Source organism: Paraburkholderia sp. NMBU_R16 (assembly GCF_013282575.1).
Lineage (GTDB): Bacteria > Pseudomonadota > Gammaproteobacteria > Burkholderiales > Burkholderiaceae > Trinickia.
In genome coordinates, this window is sequence record NZ_JAAAYE010000029.1 from 21965 (window position 1) to 37178 (window position 15214).

A 15214-nucleotide genomic window follows, 5' to 3' on the forward strand; every position below is an offset into this window, starting at 1 on the left:
CGCGACATACATGGCTGGCAACCTGCCAATCCGATCGAGCGGCGACTGATGCTGGCCCATGAGGACTGGCTTGCTTTCGCGCGGGAAGCATCGGCCCGACTGATGGTCTGGCAGACGAACAGCGCCGATGCACCCCTCGTGCGCCTCTATTTTCAGGCGCAAGAAGAGATGTCGTGCGCGGTGATCATACTGCGCTCGGCCTGCGAGGACAGCGCGCAATATCCGTATGCGCTTGCGCAGGAACTGATCGACTTCTACGAAAGCCGGCGCGCTGCGTCGAACGCGCAGGGAGTCCGTGCCGATTGGCATCCGCCCGCGAATACGGCGCGCGACGGTGCGCTGTACCTGATGCAGGTCGTCGACAGCTTGATGCGTCATCACCCCGATCTGTTCCCCGGCATGGTGCTCGTGCTGGAACCGCAGCCAAGCGGGCATCGCAACGGCGACACCATGTTCGAACGGGCGGCCGGCGATCTGCTGGCGGCAGCGGCGCTGATGCCCCGGATATCGGCGCGTCTGCGGTTTGTCGTTCCTCGCGGCGCCGACAGTCCGCTGCCGTCGCTGAGCGCTCGTTGTTCGGACGTCGTGCGCGTCGTAGCGGGCCGATACGCGATGCAGGCCGTGCCGCGCGAATTGTTGGCGGAGTCCGGCGAGCGTGGGCCGGGCGCCGACTTACGGCGCCTTTTCGTAGAGATGGGAGAGACCATAGGAGAAGGCGATCCCGCCAAGACGATGCAGCTGCATGCAAGAGCGTTGGAGATCGCGGAGCGGGAGCAGTGGCTCGACCAATGCGTGGTGCTCCATTTGATTGCCGGCGCCGCATGGCTCAAGCAACGTCGTGACGAGAACGCGCTCGCTGCCTATCGCAATGCGGCGGAATGCGGCAGGCAGGCCTTGGCTGCCGGGCATGAGGCCGGACACAAGCTGGTGGCGAACGGGCTGTTCGGAGAAGCCAGCGTACACCTCATCCGTAGCGAATTCCCGCAGGCGGCCTGTTGCTATGAGTGCGCCGCGATCGAGATGGCTGCCGCGCGCGATGCAATGATGACGGTCGAGGCCTGGCGGATGTGTGCCGACAGCTGGGATAAGGCCGGCGAGCGCGAGCTCGCGCTCGAGGCGGGCTTTAACGCGCTCGATGCCGGGTTGGGAGTGGATGCGTCGATGCGCAGGACAGGTAGCCTGCCGCTCGTCGTCGAGTGGATGGCGCGGCGGGTGGGCGCGTTCGACAGGCGGCGCCCCGAATTGCGCGAAAAGGTCGATGCGCTGCTGAACGTGCCGCAGGCTTGACGGGGAGCGCGCGCATATGGCTTCGCCTGCCGTCAAGCATATGGACCCGGTGATTGGAGTCGACGTGCATACCGTCGCGGTCGGTCCGGTGCCGGAAGTGCCGCTGCCGCATCCGCATGTCGGGTTCGTGCTCGACTTGCGCGAGTACGTCGATGCGGCAATGGGTGTCATCGGCAGCATCGTGTTCACGTTCGTGGAAGACCAGGCGCAGTCGTATCTCGACGACCACCCGGACGCGCAAGCGAAACTGGACCGGACGATCGGGGCAGTGGCCGACGCCGCCGGCGACGCTCAGGCCGCGGTAATAAGCAATCCGCTCGGCGCGGGCGCCGCCCGCCTGGCCGAAGGCGGCCTCGGTGCGGCGGGCGCGCTTGGGGCCGGTGTCGGGATGGGAGGCGCGGCGGGCCGGCCCGTGTTCGTCAATGGCTTCTTGCGAGCCACCGCCGGCACGCATACGTGCCATCTGCCGGCGCTGCATTTCCCGCTCGGCGAGGCGTTCACCGCGCCGGACCCATTGCCGTCGAACGACGCCGAGTCGTACATGGGCAGCCGCACCGTGCTGGCCAACAACGATCCGATGTCGTTCATGGCGCTGCCTGCCATGAGTTGCTGGGCTACGGGAATGGAGCCGCCGCCGCACAATGGCGCGCATACGAAGCGCATCCATCTTTCGATGCCGTCTTCGGTGATGCTGCCGATCCCGGGCGGCCGTCCCGTGCTGGTAGGCGGCCCGCCGGTGATGAACATGATCGCGGCGGGCAAGGGCCTTTTCAAGGCGTTCCGCGGGTCGAAATGGGCGCACTCGCTGGCTGACAAGCTGCGCTTGAAACCGGGATTTTTGCGCTGCAAGGTGCTGCGCGCTGAGCCGGTGGATGTGACGACGGGAGAGGTAGTCGTCCAGCAGTGCGACTTTACGGTGGCGGGACGATTGCCGCTGGCATGGGATCGGTATTACGCGAGCCATGACACGCGTGGCGGGGCGGTCGGGATGCGTTGGCGGACGCCGGCTGACATTCGGCTGGAGTTGGTGCCGCATGAGGGCGCGTTCGGCGCGGCCGCGTACTTTCCCGATCATGCGACCGCATACGACGTGTTGCCTGCAGCCGACGGCTGGGCCGCCCGCGAATACGATTGGCAACACGGGCATGCGCTCTATCGAGTCGATGATCGGCTGGTGCTGCGCACGAGAGGCGGCGTCGAATACGGGTTCGCGCTGCCCCGTGACTGGGAGCAAACGGTCGCGGCGCTCCGGGACGATGCGCGGCTGACGCTGCCTGTGGAACGCATCGCCGATTTGAACGGCAATGCATGGGTTTTTGAGCGTAACCAATGGGGGCAGCTCGCGCGCATCGCCGAATGGACGCGCGAGGGCGCAACGGCTCGGGCGATCGAATGCGCTACGCGGGACTCGGCGCTTGATCGTGCGCGCGGCAGAGCGGATGCGGGATGGCTGGCCGCGCTGACCCTGATCGACGCGGACGGAGGCGCGCATCCGCTCGTTTCCTACGAGTACGACGGTGAGCGCAACCTGCGCGCCGCGGTCGACGCAATGGCGCACCCGCACCGCTTCGACTATGTGGATGGGCATCGGATGGTCGCCCACACGAGCGCACGGGGCGTGTCGTTCTACTACCAGTACTCCGTCGACGAAGAGGGAGTATGGCGCGTCGATCGCGCGTGGGGCGACGACGGCCTGTTCGATTACCGCTTCGAGTACGACCGGGCCCGCATGGAAACGTGCGTGATCGATTCGCGTGGGCATACGTGGGTGTTGCAATTGAACGAGCGCGGCATGCCGGTGGCCGAAATCGACCCGTTGGGCGGCGTGACCAGCTATCGCTACGATGAGCGAGGACGCGCGAATTCGAAGACCGATCCGGCTGGCCATACGAGCGCATGGCAATACGATCGGTATGGCAATCTTCTCGCGCAAACGCTGCCGGACGCGAGCGTGATCCGCAGTGAATACGATGCCCACCACCGCCCCGTGCGCGTGACGTTACCCCGGGACCGACAGTGGCACTACGCATGGGATGCGCACGGCAATTTGCTGACCCAAACGACGCCCTCGGGCGCGACCTCGACCTATACATACGACCGATTCGGACAGCCGAGTTCACACATTGGCGCCCTTGGCGCCTGCACGCGGTTCGAGTACGACCGCGACGGCAATCTCGTCGCAGTAACGGACGCCCTTGGCCGTCGTAAGCAGTATCGACACGATGCGAGTGGATATCTCGTCGAAGCGATTGACGCGATCGGGCAAGTGAGCCGCTATGAATATGACCACAAGGGCAATTTGACCCGCGCCATCGAGCCGGGCGGATGCGAGACTCACTGCGCTTACGATGCCGATGGCAATCTGGTGCGTCACCGCGATGTGGCCGGCGCCCCGACGAACATGGAGTATTCCGCGCTCGGACAGCTCACCAAGCGGATTTCACCCGACGGCGGCGTTGTCGAGTATCGCTACGATACCGAGGGGCAACTGACGGGCCTGCTCAACGAACGTGGCGAGCTGTACCAATTCAAGCGCGATCCGTTGGGCCGGATTACCGAGGAAATCGACTATTGGGGGCAACAGCGTCGATACGAATACGGGAAGTCGGGGCATCTGCTGCGAACGGTCGATGCGTTGGGGCGAAGCATCGATTTCGAAACAGATGCACTGGGGCGCGTGATTCGAAAGCATGTTCCGGATCCGACTCAACCGGGTGGGCTTCGTACGGAGGTGTTTTGTTACGATCGAAGCGGCAATCTGGTCTGCGCCGAAAGTCATGGCCACCGGATCGAGCTGGCATATGACGCGGCAGGACGCATCGTCGAGGAAAGGCAGGGCGACGCGTTTTCGGTGACCCATGCGTTCGACCCAGCGGGCAACTACCTCGAGCGCAAGACGAGGCTGGTGAAAGGCAATCGCGAAATCGAACATGTGATCCGCTATGGATATGACGCGCTCGGCCTGCTCGAATCGATCCAGGTCGACGATGAGCCTCCGGTACGCATCGAGCGCGACGCAGCAGGGTTGGTCTGTATCGAACGACTCGACGATCGCGTACGGCGAGAACTGGTTTATGCGTCCGACGGGAAACTCGCCAGCCAGACCGTTCGGCGCACCGATGGCGCTGCGTTTGCGAGCGAATACACATACGACGCTTACGGCGAAATGCTTGCCAGGCAAGACTCCCGGCTGGGTCTCGACTGCTTCGAATACGATCGGGCAGGCCGGATCGTTGCCCATCGAGATCCGACTGGCCGATTACTGCAATTCCCGTACGACCCTACCGGTAACTTGCTCGTGACACGCATGCGCGACGGCGTGCATCTTGGAGGGAGCGGTGCAGATCCGCACTCGCATGGCTGGATCCGAGACGGAGAACTGAACGGTTGCCGATATGTGTTCGACCGCGTTGGCAATCTCATCGCCAAGCACGACGCGCAACAGGAAATGACCCTGTGCTGGGACGGGGACGGGTTACTGCTCGAATCCACGGTAAGGCGACACCGCGATGCGAGCGCAAATGCGGATCGTGGAGCGTACGTCCATACCCACTACATCTACGATGCGTTTCATAGACGTATTGGAAAAACATCGCGCAGCCGAGGCCGAATCGACTGCTCGGCAGAACACGGCGAGCTCGAAGAATCCCTATCCACGACCAGTCTGTATTTTTGGGATGGAGACGTGCTGACGGGTGAATGGTCGACTGAAACACGAACGTGGCGCGAATGGTTCTACTATCCTGCGACGTTCGTTCCGTTAGCGGTCGTGGAAGACAACATCCGCGAGTGCGAAGAAAATGTGCAGTGCGATCCTGCAGTTCGCTTGCGGACCAATGACTGTGAGCGGTACTGGCTGAATACGGAGCCCAATGGGGCGCCCACGCGTGTATTCGATACACTGGGCAACGTCGTTTGGGAGGCCGGGTATGGCGCGTGGGCGACGGTACGCCAGCTTGCGTCCGACAAAGGCTTCAGGCAACCGTTGCGCCTCCAAGGGCAGTACTGTGACGAAGAGACGGGCTTTTACTACAACCGTCACAGGTATTTCGATCCGGCTCATGGAGGTTTTATCAGTCAGGACCCGTTAGGCATCGCGGCTGGGACGAACGCGTTTGCTTATGGGCCCAACAGCCTTGGCTGGACCGATCCGCTTGGACTGGCCGCTGCCAAGGATTCGCCTCATCTGCTTTTTGCCGCGATTGTCCGGGACAACCGAGTCGTGCACAGTGACATCCTGGAGAGCGGCGGCATTACCGCCGAGGAAGCGGCGGATATCAAGCTGCGCAAGGCATCGCATACCGAGCCCAAGTTCTTCGAGCCCATTCTTTCAAAACTGCGCCCCGGCGATACCGTTTTGATGCGCGGAGTAGAGGACCCGTGTGCTGCTCATTGCAAGCGATATTTGCAGATCGTCGCATTTTCGGGGCATCGGGTAAGCTATGCCGCGTCTCGAAGCAACGAGGCCTGGATTTTTCGTCGAACCACCCACGGCGAACGCGGGCACATCGCGATCGAGCGACGGCATTTCGACAATATGACCGGCGCGGTCGGAGAAATCATCAAGGTCGACCACTTCCGGGTGCAGTTCAACGGTGAGACCAACAACCCCAAGATTTGCAAGATCTGACGAGGGCGCTGAAGTGCCGGCCGGGGACAGAGCACCTACAGGAAGACCGGGCGGAAGCAACGCCGCCATGCTCGAGCGCGGACGGGGCGGCTCATCCGAGACGCTGAATAGTATGTTCGAACGTCAATTTATTGACGCGACAAGCGAAGCTGTGAAGTGATTCATAGTTTTTGTTGTTGACCCGAATGGCGTCGAACACCTCGTTCATATGCGCCTTTCCGTCCGGAGAAACTATAATAAGGTCATACTCTTCATTCGGTTGATAAGTCCCAAATTTGCTATCGTATTCCAGTGAATAATTTTTAATTATGTTGCCCTCCGATTTGGTATCAACCGGATCAACCTGATACCCTTGCAAAAGATGGGCGGCTCTGGTGCCAATGGACACACGATCTTCTGTACTGTTGAAGTGCAGTGTCAAGCCTTGCGGCACGCTAACCTGGCCGGAGCCATGCCGGAGAAAACCTCGGTCCGGGGTATATCCTCCATGCGACAACAATAGCGCCTTCCTGGCGGTGCCGTCTGCACTCTTGATCACGACGTTTTTATACTTTATGACGGTTGTCATTTAAAATATCCGAAAAATATAAAAAATTTCAAGGACGAAGAATTTAACGCCACTTGGCCACTGGATTGAATTGACCATGCTCTCGATTAAAACAAACTTTACTCATTCCAGCGATAACGTGCAACCGACGAATCGCATAACTTGAGCGAGTACGAACAGGTCGAGCCTTGTTGGTACCAGGTAGCGGTGGACCGACGTCAATTCAAACCGGCAAGCCGGTAGCCGACGCCGGTCTCGGTGATGATGTACTGAGGCTGCGTCGGATCCCGCTCGAGCTTGTGCCGGAGGTTCCGCATATAAATGCGCAGATAGTGCGCGTTTTCGGTACGCGCAGGCCCCCAGACTTCCCTCAGCAACTGCTGGTGCGTCAACACGCGGCCCGCGTGCCGTATCAGCAGGACGAGCAGGCGATACTCGATCGGCGTGAGATGCACGGCGGTGCCATCGCGCTCGACGGCACGCAACTCCAGATCGACCGTCACGTCACCGAAGCGCGCTTTCGATGTTTCCGATGCACCATTTGCGTTGCGATTATGCCGCCGCAGATGCGCGCGGATGCGCGCCAACAGCTCGGCAGCACCGAACGGCTTCGTCAGAAAATCGTCCGCACCCGCATCGAGCGCGGCGACTTTCTCCTCCTCGCGCGTACGCGCCGATAACACGATCACCGGCATCGATGACCACTCGCGCAGCCGCCGGATGACGTCGACACCATCGATATCCGGTAACCCCAGGTCGACGATGGCGAGGTCCGGCCGCGCGTTCGCCGCAAGCGACAACCCTCGGCGCCCGGACTCGGCGTCGAGCATGCGCATCGCTTCGCTCTCCAGGCATGTTTGCACGAAGCGTCGGATGCGGCTGTCATCTTCGATCAGCAGTACGGTGATGGCGGGTTCCGACATGAGTTATCCGTTCCTGTCGCCAGGCGTAGCATCGAGACCTTCGATCGGCACCGTCTCCAACGGCGACTCGTTCGCAGGCAACATGAACCAGAACGTCGCACCGAGCACCGTACCATCCGCCGCGACGCGGTTCATGGCGCCTATTTTGCCTCCATGGGCTTCCACGATCGCGCGGCAGATGGCAAGACCGAGGCCGATGCCCGGCTTCGCGGATTCCTTTTCGCCGCGCGTAAACTTCTCGAATATGCGCGACGCCATGGCCACAGGCAAGCCCGGACCGTCATCCTGGACTTCGACCTTGACGTAACGCTCGTCGCCTTCATGCAGCACCGATGCCACCACGCAGATCGGCGAGCCGGCCGGCGTGTACTTCGAGGCATTCTCGAAGAGGTTGGCAAAGAGCCGCTCCACGAGCACTGCATCGAGCTCGATGAGCGGCAGGTCCGCAGGCACGCGCGTGCGAATCGGCCGGCCCGCGAGTATACGCCGGCACGCGGCGAGCGCGGAGCCGATGACTTCCTCGATCGACGACCACTGACGATTGATCTTCATGCTGCCTTCCTGCAGCCGAGCCATGTCGAGCAGATTGGTGACGACGCCCGTCATGCGCAGCGCCTCGTCGTGAATGGCCTCGGCAAGCTCGAACGAACGTGCCTCGTCGACCTTCACCCCACCGGGCTCTCCGGCCAGCATGGACGCAAAGCCGACGATGGACGTCAACGGCGTACGCAGATCGTGCGAAATGGCCGACAAAAGCGAATTTCGCAATCTTTCGGACTCCATATTGACCAGCGCGTCCTGGGCGATTTCGACGTAGTGCACGCGTTCGAGTGCCAGCGCGATCTGTGCGGCGAACGTCTCGATCATCCGCCGCTGCTCGGGGACCTGGAGATCCTCCATGCGCGGCGAAACCAGCGCCATGACGCCGCGCGTGCGCATCGGCGCCTTGAGCGGCAAGTAAAGCGCACTCGTGGCGGGAAGTGTGTCCGTGCCGTGCCCGGCTGGCCTCTGCTGATCGTAGACCCACTGCGCGATGTCCTTGTCGATCTCGGCCTCGGCGAGCGTGACGGCCGGGTCCGGGTTCTCGATCTTGGACCGCACGCTCTCGTTGCTGTCCGGCAAAAGAATCGCGACGCGTGCCTGGAAGACTTCGGCCACGTGCCGGGAGCCAGTCTCGATGATCTGCACCGTAGCGAGCGCGGCACCGAGTTCCCGCGTCATGGCGAACATCGCGCCCGTGCGGCGCTCGCGCAGGTTCGCGATACGCGCCTGGCCGCGCAAGCTCGCCGTGAGATGACTGATCGTCAACGACGTGGCGAGCATGACCGCAAACGTCAGCACGTATTGCGTATCCGATACAGTGAACGAAAGGCGCGGCGGCACGAAGAAGAAGTCGAACGAGGCGACGCCGAGAAACGAAATCAGCACGCCCGGTCCGCGCCCGAGCCGGGCCGCCGTGAAAATCGTGCCGAGCAGGTAAAGCATGACCAGGTTGGCGAGCGAAATCCGCCCAAGCGCGTGGCTGGCGATGACGGTGATGGCCGCGCACAGACCGATCGCGTACAGATACGACGAGGGCTTCGAACGCTGTACCTCGGCGCCCAGGCCCGCGAAACGTGCAGTTGACTCGCGACGCTCGGCTTGTTCGCGTACGGCGCCCGAGTTCACGAGTGTCACATCGATGTCGCGTGCCGCACCGATTAGCCGCTCCCCGGTTGAGCGACGCAGCCATGCGAACCCGCCGGAAGCAGGGGATGCGCCTACCACGAGCTTCGACACATTACGCATGCGTGCATAGGCGATCAGCGTTTTCGGTGCATCTTCTCCCTGCAGCGTGACCGTTTCGGCGCCGAGTTCGGACGCAAGCTTCAGCGCATCGAGCGTTCGCTTGCGAATGGCATCCGGCAGGCGCTGCAGTTTTGGCGTTTCGACGTAGACGGCGAGCCAGTCTGCCTTGAGACTTGCCGCGAGCCGGGCGGCAGCGCGTACGAGCGTCGCGCTCTCGGGGCCCGCGCCGACACACACGATGATGCGCTCGCGCGCTTGCCAGATGCGCTCGATCGACTGGTCCGCGCGATATTCCCGCATCTGTGCGTCCACCCGGTCGGCCGTGCGGCGCAAGGCTAGTTCGCGCAGCGCGATCAGGTTGCCCTTGCGGAAGAAATTCCGGACAGCGTGCTCCGCCTGACGGGGGAGATAGACCTTGCCCTCTTGCAGGCGTTCGAGCAATTCGTCTGCCGGCAGATCGACGAGTGTCACGTCGTCGGCCAGATCGAACACGCGATCCGGGACGGTTTCCCATACACGGATACCGGTGATCTGTCCGACGATATCGTTCAGGCTCTCGAGATGTTGAACATTGACGGTCGTATAGACATCGACGCCGGCGTCCAGCAGTTCGTACACATCCTGCCAGCGCTTCATGTGCCGCGAACCCTGCACGTTGGAATGTGCAAGCTCGTCGACCAGAATCAGCCCGGGCTTGCGCACAAGCGCCGCATCGAGATCGAACTCGGACAGCGGGTGTCCGCGATAGTCGATCGTTGCGGGAGGGATGACTTCGAGCCCTTCGATGAGGTCTACCGTTTCCTTGCGGCCGTGCGTCTCCACGACGCCGACGACGACGTCGACACCTTCGTCGCGGCGGTGCCGCGCCGCCTGCAGCATCGCATAGGTCTTGCCGACGCCGGCGGATGCGCCGAAGAACATCTTCAGCCGGCCGCGACTGCGCTTTTCTTCGTCTCGCTGAATTTTTTCGAGCAGCGCGTCCGGATCGGGACGTTCCATAGTGCCTCGTTGCAGAAATGGGCCATACCATGCGAGCTTAGCCCAATTCCGACCGATTCCCGATCAATGCACAGGGTGGATTCGATCGAGTGCAAGGTTCAGCCGCAGTACGTTCACGCGCGGTTCGCCCAGCACGCCGAACTGCCGCCCGGACGTGTTCTGCTCGATCACGCGATACACCTGATCGAGCGTCAGGCCGCGTGCCTTTGCCACCCGGGACGCCTGATATACCGCGGCGGCCGGCGAGATATCGGGATCGAGCCCACTGCCCGACGAGGTGACGAGATCGACGGGAATCGGCGCCGTATTCGTCGGATCCGCTGCGCGCAGCGCCTGGATTCTTCCCTTCACTTCGTCGGCGAGCGCGGGATTCGTCGGCCCCAGGTTCGAGCCGCCCGAGTTCTGAGCGTTGTAGGGGTTCGGCGTGGTGGCCGATAACCGTCCCCAGAAATAATCGGGCGCATCGAACTGCTGGCCGATCAATTCGGAGCCGACCGGCTTGCTGTCTCTCTCGAGGATGCTGCCATTCGCCTGACGAGGAAATACCGCTTGGCCTATCGCCGTCACGATGACCGGATAGGCGATACCCGTGATCAGTGTCATCGCTGCAAACAGGACGAGCGTCGGTCGCAACAGGTTTTTCATGATCGATCGAATAAGAAGAGGATTCGGTTCAGGCCCAGCCCATCGCGGCCAGGGACATATCGATCAGCTTGATGAACGGAAACGGCAGCATGATGCCGCCAAGCCCGTAGATCAGCAGATTGCGGCGCAGCAGCGCGGCTGCGCCAAGCGCGCGATACCTCACGCCTTTCAGCGCGAGCGGAATCAGGAAGACGATGATGAGCGCATTGAAGATGACTGCGGAGAGAATGGCCGAAGCCGGCGAGCTCAGATGCATCACGTCCAGCACGCGCAGCTGTGGGTACGTCGTCGCAAACGCAGCCGGAATGATCGCAAAGTACTTCGCGATGTCGTTCGCTATCGAGAACGTCGTGAGCGAACCGCGGGTCATCAGCATTTGCTTGCCGATTTCGACGATCTCGATCAGCTTCGTCGGATTCGAATCGAGATCCACCATGTTGCCGGCTTCCTTGGCCGCTTGCGTACCGGTGTTCATCGCCACTGCAACGTCGGCCTGGGCGAGCGCCGGAGCGTCGTTGGTCCCGTCGCCCGTCATCGCGACGAGCCGGCCTTCGGTCTGGTGCGCGCGGATCGTCGCGAGCTTCGTCTCGGGCGTCGCCTCGGCAAGAAAATCGTCGACTCCGGCTTCGGCCGCGATCGCCGCGGCCGTCAACCGGTTATCGCCGGTCACCATCACGGTCTTGATGCCCATTTTGCGCAATTCGGCAAATCGCTCCTTGATGCCGCCTTTGACGATGTCCTTCAACTCGATGACACCGAGCACGCGGGCGGCTTCGCTGGCATCGTCGCCGCCGGCCTTTTCCGCGACCACGAGCGGCGTGCTGCCGCGCCGTGCAATATCGTCGACTGCCTTGCTGACTTCCTGCGCAAACCGGCCGCCGTTCTCCTCGACGTATTTGCGCACCGCATCGGCCGCGCCCTTGCGGATTTTGCGGCCAGGCGCCCCGAAGGAAGTCCCCTTGGGGGGCGCCCCGGCGGGCGTGCCCTTCGGGTGCAGATCGACGCCGCTCATCCGCGTTTGCGCCGTGAACCCGAGAAAGGCTGCCTGCAATTGCGCCATGTCGCGCTCGCGGATATTGAACCGCTGCTTCGCGAGCACGACGATGCTGCGGCCTTCCGGCGTTTCATCGGCGAGCGAAGCAAGCTGCGCCGCATCGGCGAGATCATGCTCCGTGACCCCGGGCGCCGGGACGAATGCCGAGGCTTGCCGGTTGCCGAGCGTGATCGTGCCTGTCTTGTCGAGCAAAAGCACATCGACATCGCCCGCGGCTTCCACCGCCCGGCCGGACGTCGCGATGACGTTGGCCTGCATCATGCGGCTCATGCCCGCCACGCCGATGGCGGAGAGCAGCCCCCCGATCGTCGTCGGAATCAGGCAGACGAGCAGGGCAACGAGCGCGGTGATCGTCACGACGCTGCCCGATTTCACCGCCGCGACCGAAAAATGCGAGAACGGCAAAAGCGTCGCCGTTGCAAGCAGGAGCACCAGCGTCAACGCGACGAGCAGAATCGTGAGCGCGATCTCGTTCGGCGTCTTTTGCCGCTTCGCGCCTTCGACCATAGCGATCATGCGGTCGAGGAACGCCTCGCCGGGGTTCACGCTGACCCGCACGACGATCCAGTCGGACAGCACGCGCGTGCCGCCCGTCACGGACGAGAAATCGCCACCCGACTCGCGGATGACGGGAGCGGACTCGCCCGTGATCGCGGATTCGTCGACGGAAGCCACACCCTCGAGGACTTCGCCGTCGGCGGGAATCGTGTCGCCGGCCTCGACGAGCACGACGTCGCCCCGGCGAAGATCGGTCGACGCCACGATGCGAATGGGCGACTTCGGATGCGGCTCGTTGAGCTTCTTCGCCGTGACATTGTGTTTTGCGCTGCGCAATGACGCGGCTTGCGCTTTCGAGCGTCCCTCCGCAAGCGCTTCGGCGAAATTGGCGAACAGCACCGTGAACCAGAGCCAGAGGGCGACGGCCAGGATGAAGCCGGCCGGCGCTTCGGCCTGCCCACACAGGGCCGCGATCCACAGCACGGTCGTCAGGATGCTGCCGACATAGACGCAGAACATCACGGGATTGCGCAATTGCGTGTGCGGCCCGAGTTTCCTGAACGAATCGACGATGGCCGGCTTGAGGAGCCCGGGATCGAACATCGTGCGCGCGGCCGTGCGTGCTTGCCCTTGATTATCGGGGCGATGCGCGGGCGTGGGATTGACTGTTGTCATGCTTTTCCTCGAGATCAATGGCCCGAAATCATCACCAGATGTTCGACGATCGGGCCCAGCGCCAGTGCTGGCACGTAGGTCAGCGCGCCGACGAGCACGAGTGTGCCGAGCAGCAAAACGACGAAGAGCGGCCCATGCGTCGGCAAGGTGCCGGACGTGACGGCGATGCGCTTCTTGTTGGCGAGGGATCCTGCAATGGCGAGCACAGGCACGATGGTGCCGAAGCGGCCAAACCACATCGCGATCCCAAGCAGCACGTTGTAGAACGGGGTATTGACCGTCAAACCGGCAAACGCACTGCCGTTGTTGTTTGCGGCGGAGCTGAACGCGTAAAGCACTTCCGAGAAGCCGTGCGGGCCTGGATTGGCAATCCCGCCCGTACCGAGCGGCGAGAGTAGGCCGATGGAAGTGCCGACGAGCACGAGCAACGGGGTCAGCAGGATCGCGATCGAGACCATCTTCATCTCGTACGATTCGATTTTCTTGCCGACGTATTCGGGGGTCCGGCCGATCATCAGGCCCGCGACGAATACCGCGAGCAATGCGAAGACGAGCATGCCGTAGAGCCCGGAGCCGACGCCGCCGTAGACCACTTCGCCAAGCTGGATCAACAGCAGCGGCACGAAGCCGCCCATCGGCGTCAGCGAATCATGGGTGTTGTCGACGGCGCCGCACGACGCTGCCGTCGTCGCCACCGTGAACATGCCCGATTGAGCGATGCCGAATCGCACTTCCTTGCCTTCCGCGTTACCGCCTGCCTGGCCATCCGATGCACGTTGGTCGACCGATAGCGTCGAGAAAAGCGGATTGCCCGCCTGCTCGGCACTGATTTCGCCCCAGCAGGCGATCGCGAACGCAATCGTCATGGCCGCGAGTACGGCGACGCCCTGGCGGCGATCGCCGATCATTCGGCCGAACACGATGGGCAGCGCCGCGGGAATCACGAGCATCGCGATCAGCTGCACGAAGTTCGATAACGGCGTCGGGTTCTCGTACGGGTGCGCGGAGTTGGCATTGAAGAATCCACCGCCGTTCGTGCCCAGCATCTTGATCGCTTCTTGCGACGCGGCCGGGCCCATGGCGAGCGTCTGCTTGTCCGCCTGCTGGTCCTGCACGATCGGGTTGCCCTTCGCGTCCTTCAGGGGGTTACCTTGCGCGTCGGTCTTCGGCGCCTGGTAGGTCGTAACCTGCAGCGTCGACACATCTTCGTAGGGCTTGAAGTTCTGTATCGCGCCTTGGCTCACGAATACGAGCGAGACGACGATCGCAAGCGGCGCAAGGACGAAGAGCGTGATGCGCGTGAGGTCGACCCAGAAGTTGCCGATGGTCTGGGCCGTGTGCCGCGCGAACCCGCGGATCAGCGCGACCACGACAGCGATGCCGGTCGCTGCCGACAGGAAGTTCTGGACCGCGAGCGCCGCCATCTGCGTCAAGTAGCTGACTGTGGCTTCCGGCGTGTAGTTCTGCCAGTTCGTGTTCGTCACGAAGCTCACGGCCGTATTGAACGCCGCGTCGGGCGTCACCGGGCCAAAGCCCTGCGGGTATGCGGGCAGCCATGACTGCAACCGCAGGAACGCATAGAGGGCGAGGGCACCCAGCGCGTTGAAAAGCAGCACGGCCAGTGCATAGTGCTTCCACGACATTTCCGCCTCCGCTTCGACGCCGGCAAGCTTGAACAACAGGCGTTCGATGGGACGACCGATACGACGCACGACCATCGACGATCCGTCGAGCACGGCTGTCATGTACCGGCCGAGTGGCACGGCGAGCGCGATCAGCATGACGATGAAAAGCGCGGTCTGCAACAGGTCATTCGCATTCATTCGAGTTCCTCCGCCCTGAGGAGCGCGTACACGAGGTAGGCGAACAACAACGCTGTGGCGGCCCCGGCGAGCCAGATCATCCAGGTCATCATGGCCGGCCTCCCGGAGCGCGGTTACCGAGCCTCTCGCATCCGGCCGTCAATCCAACGGTCATTGCCAGGAAAAAGGCAATCCCCGCGATATAGATCAAGTCCATTCTTCTCGTCTCGCTTGCGAACCATGACAGCCTGAAGCGTAGAGGAGGGGGCGTAAATGCAACGACAAGAGTGGGGGCGGGGGCGTAAAAAACGCGTAAAGACGGTTCTTCGATCGCTGAAGAGACCGACCGGACGTTCTGGCATTTCC

General features: G+C 62.5%; 9 protein-coding genes. 2 read left to right on the top strand and 7 right to left on the bottom strand.

Features of this window, described 5'->3' with window-relative positions:
• Positions 1-6 precede the first annotated feature (6 nt).
• Both GWC77_RS16150 and GWC77_RS16155 read left to right on the top strand, forming a co-directional pair.
• The gene (locus tag GWC77_RS16150; RefSeq protein WP_173258580.1) at positions 7-1287 is read left to right on the top strand and encodes a hypothetical protein; all 1281 of its coding nucleotides are present in this window, start codon (positions 7-9) and stop codon (positions 1285-1287) included.
• A 16-nt stretch (positions 1288-1303) separates the two neighbouring features.
• Positions 1304-5917 (top strand): RHS repeat-associated core domain-containing protein, encoded by a 4614-nt coding sequence (locus GWC77_RS16155; RefSeq protein ID WP_173258506.1) that lies wholly within the window; start codon positions 1304-1306, stop codon positions 5915-5917.
• Positions 5918-6008: 91 nt separating this feature from the next.
• Here the strand turns inward: GWC77_RS16155 and GWC77_RS16160 are convergent, their stop codons facing one another.
• The 7 genes from GWC77_RS16160 to kdpF form a co-directional block, all read right to left on the bottom strand.
• Entirely contained in the window at positions 6009-6485 is a 477-nt protein-coding gene (locus GWC77_RS16160; RefSeq protein WP_173258508.1) for a putative adhesin, read from the bottom strand.
• 197 nt (positions 6486-6682) lie between these two features.
• Complete coding sequence (locus GWC77_RS16165; RefSeq protein WP_173258510.1) at positions 6683-7387, bottom strand: response regulator; 705 nt, start codon at positions 7385-7387, stop codon at positions 6683-6685.
• A 3-nt stretch (positions 7388-7390) separates the two neighbouring features.
• Positions 7391-10174, bottom strand: a complete 2784-nt coding sequence (locus GWC77_RS16170) for a DUF4118 domain-containing protein (RefSeq protein WP_173258512.1) — start codon at positions 10172-10174, stop codon at positions 7391-7393.
• Between the two features lie 63 nt (positions 10175-10237).
• Positions 10238-10819: a potassium-transporting ATPase subunit KdpC gene (gene kdpC, locus GWC77_RS16175; protein WP_173258514.1), complete on the bottom strand. Its 582-nt coding sequence runs from the start codon at positions 10817-10819 to the stop codon at positions 10238-10240.
• A 28-nt stretch (positions 10820-10847) separates the two neighbouring features.
• On the bottom strand, positions 10848-12974 hold the full coding sequence (kdpB, locus tag GWC77_RS16180) for a potassium-transporting ATPase subunit KdpB (RefSeq protein WP_173258582.1): 2127 nt from the start codon (positions 12972-12974) through the stop codon (positions 10848-10850).
• Between the two features lie 86 nt (positions 12975-13060).
• A complete protein-coding gene (kdpA, locus tag GWC77_RS16185; RefSeq protein ID WP_173258516.1) occupies positions 13061-14869 on the bottom strand; it encodes a potassium-transporting ATPase subunit KdpA in 1809 nt (602 codons plus the stop codon).
• The gene (gene kdpF / locus GWC77_RS16190) at positions 14866-14958 is read right to left on the bottom strand and encodes a K(+)-transporting ATPase subunit F (protein ID WP_173258584.1); all 93 of its coding nucleotides are present in this window, start codon (positions 14956-14958) and stop codon (positions 14866-14868) included. Before kdpF ends, kdpA begins: the two co-directional genes overlap by 4 nt.
• Positions 14959-15214 lie beyond the last annotated feature (256 nt).

Bases quoted from the DNA above. Each gene is read 5' to 3' on its own strand.
- GWC77_RS16165 (WP_173258510.1), bottom strand. From the start codon at position 7,387: ATGTCGGAACCCGCCATCACCGTACTGCTGATCGAAGATGACAGCCGC.
- GWC77_RS16160 (WP_173258508.1), bottom strand. From the start codon at position 6,485: ATGACAACCGTCATAAAGTATAAAAACGTCGTGATCAAGAGTGCAGAC.
- kdpF (WP_173258584.1), bottom strand. From the start codon at position 14,958: ATGACCTGGATGATCTGGCTCGCCGGGGCCGCCACAGCGTTGTTGTTC.
- GWC77_RS16170 (WP_173258512.1), bottom strand. From the start codon at position 10,174: ATGGAACGTCCCGATCCGGACGCGCTGCTCGAAAAAATTCAGCGAGAC.
- kdpB (WP_173258582.1), bottom strand. From the start codon at position 12,974: ATGTTCGATCCCGGGCTCCTCAAGCCGGCCATCGTCGATTCGTTCAGG.
- kdpA (WP_173258516.1), bottom strand. From the start codon at position 14,869: ATGAATGCGAATGACCTGTTGCAGACCGCGCTTTTCATCGTCATGCTG.
- GWC77_RS16155 (WP_173258506.1), top strand. From the start codon at position 1,304: ATGGCTTCGCCTGCCGTCAAGCATATGGACCCGGTGATTGGAGTCGAC.
- kdpC (WP_173258514.1), bottom strand. From the start codon at position 10,819: ATGAAAAACCTGTTGCGACCGACGCTCGTCCTGTTTGCAGCGATGACA.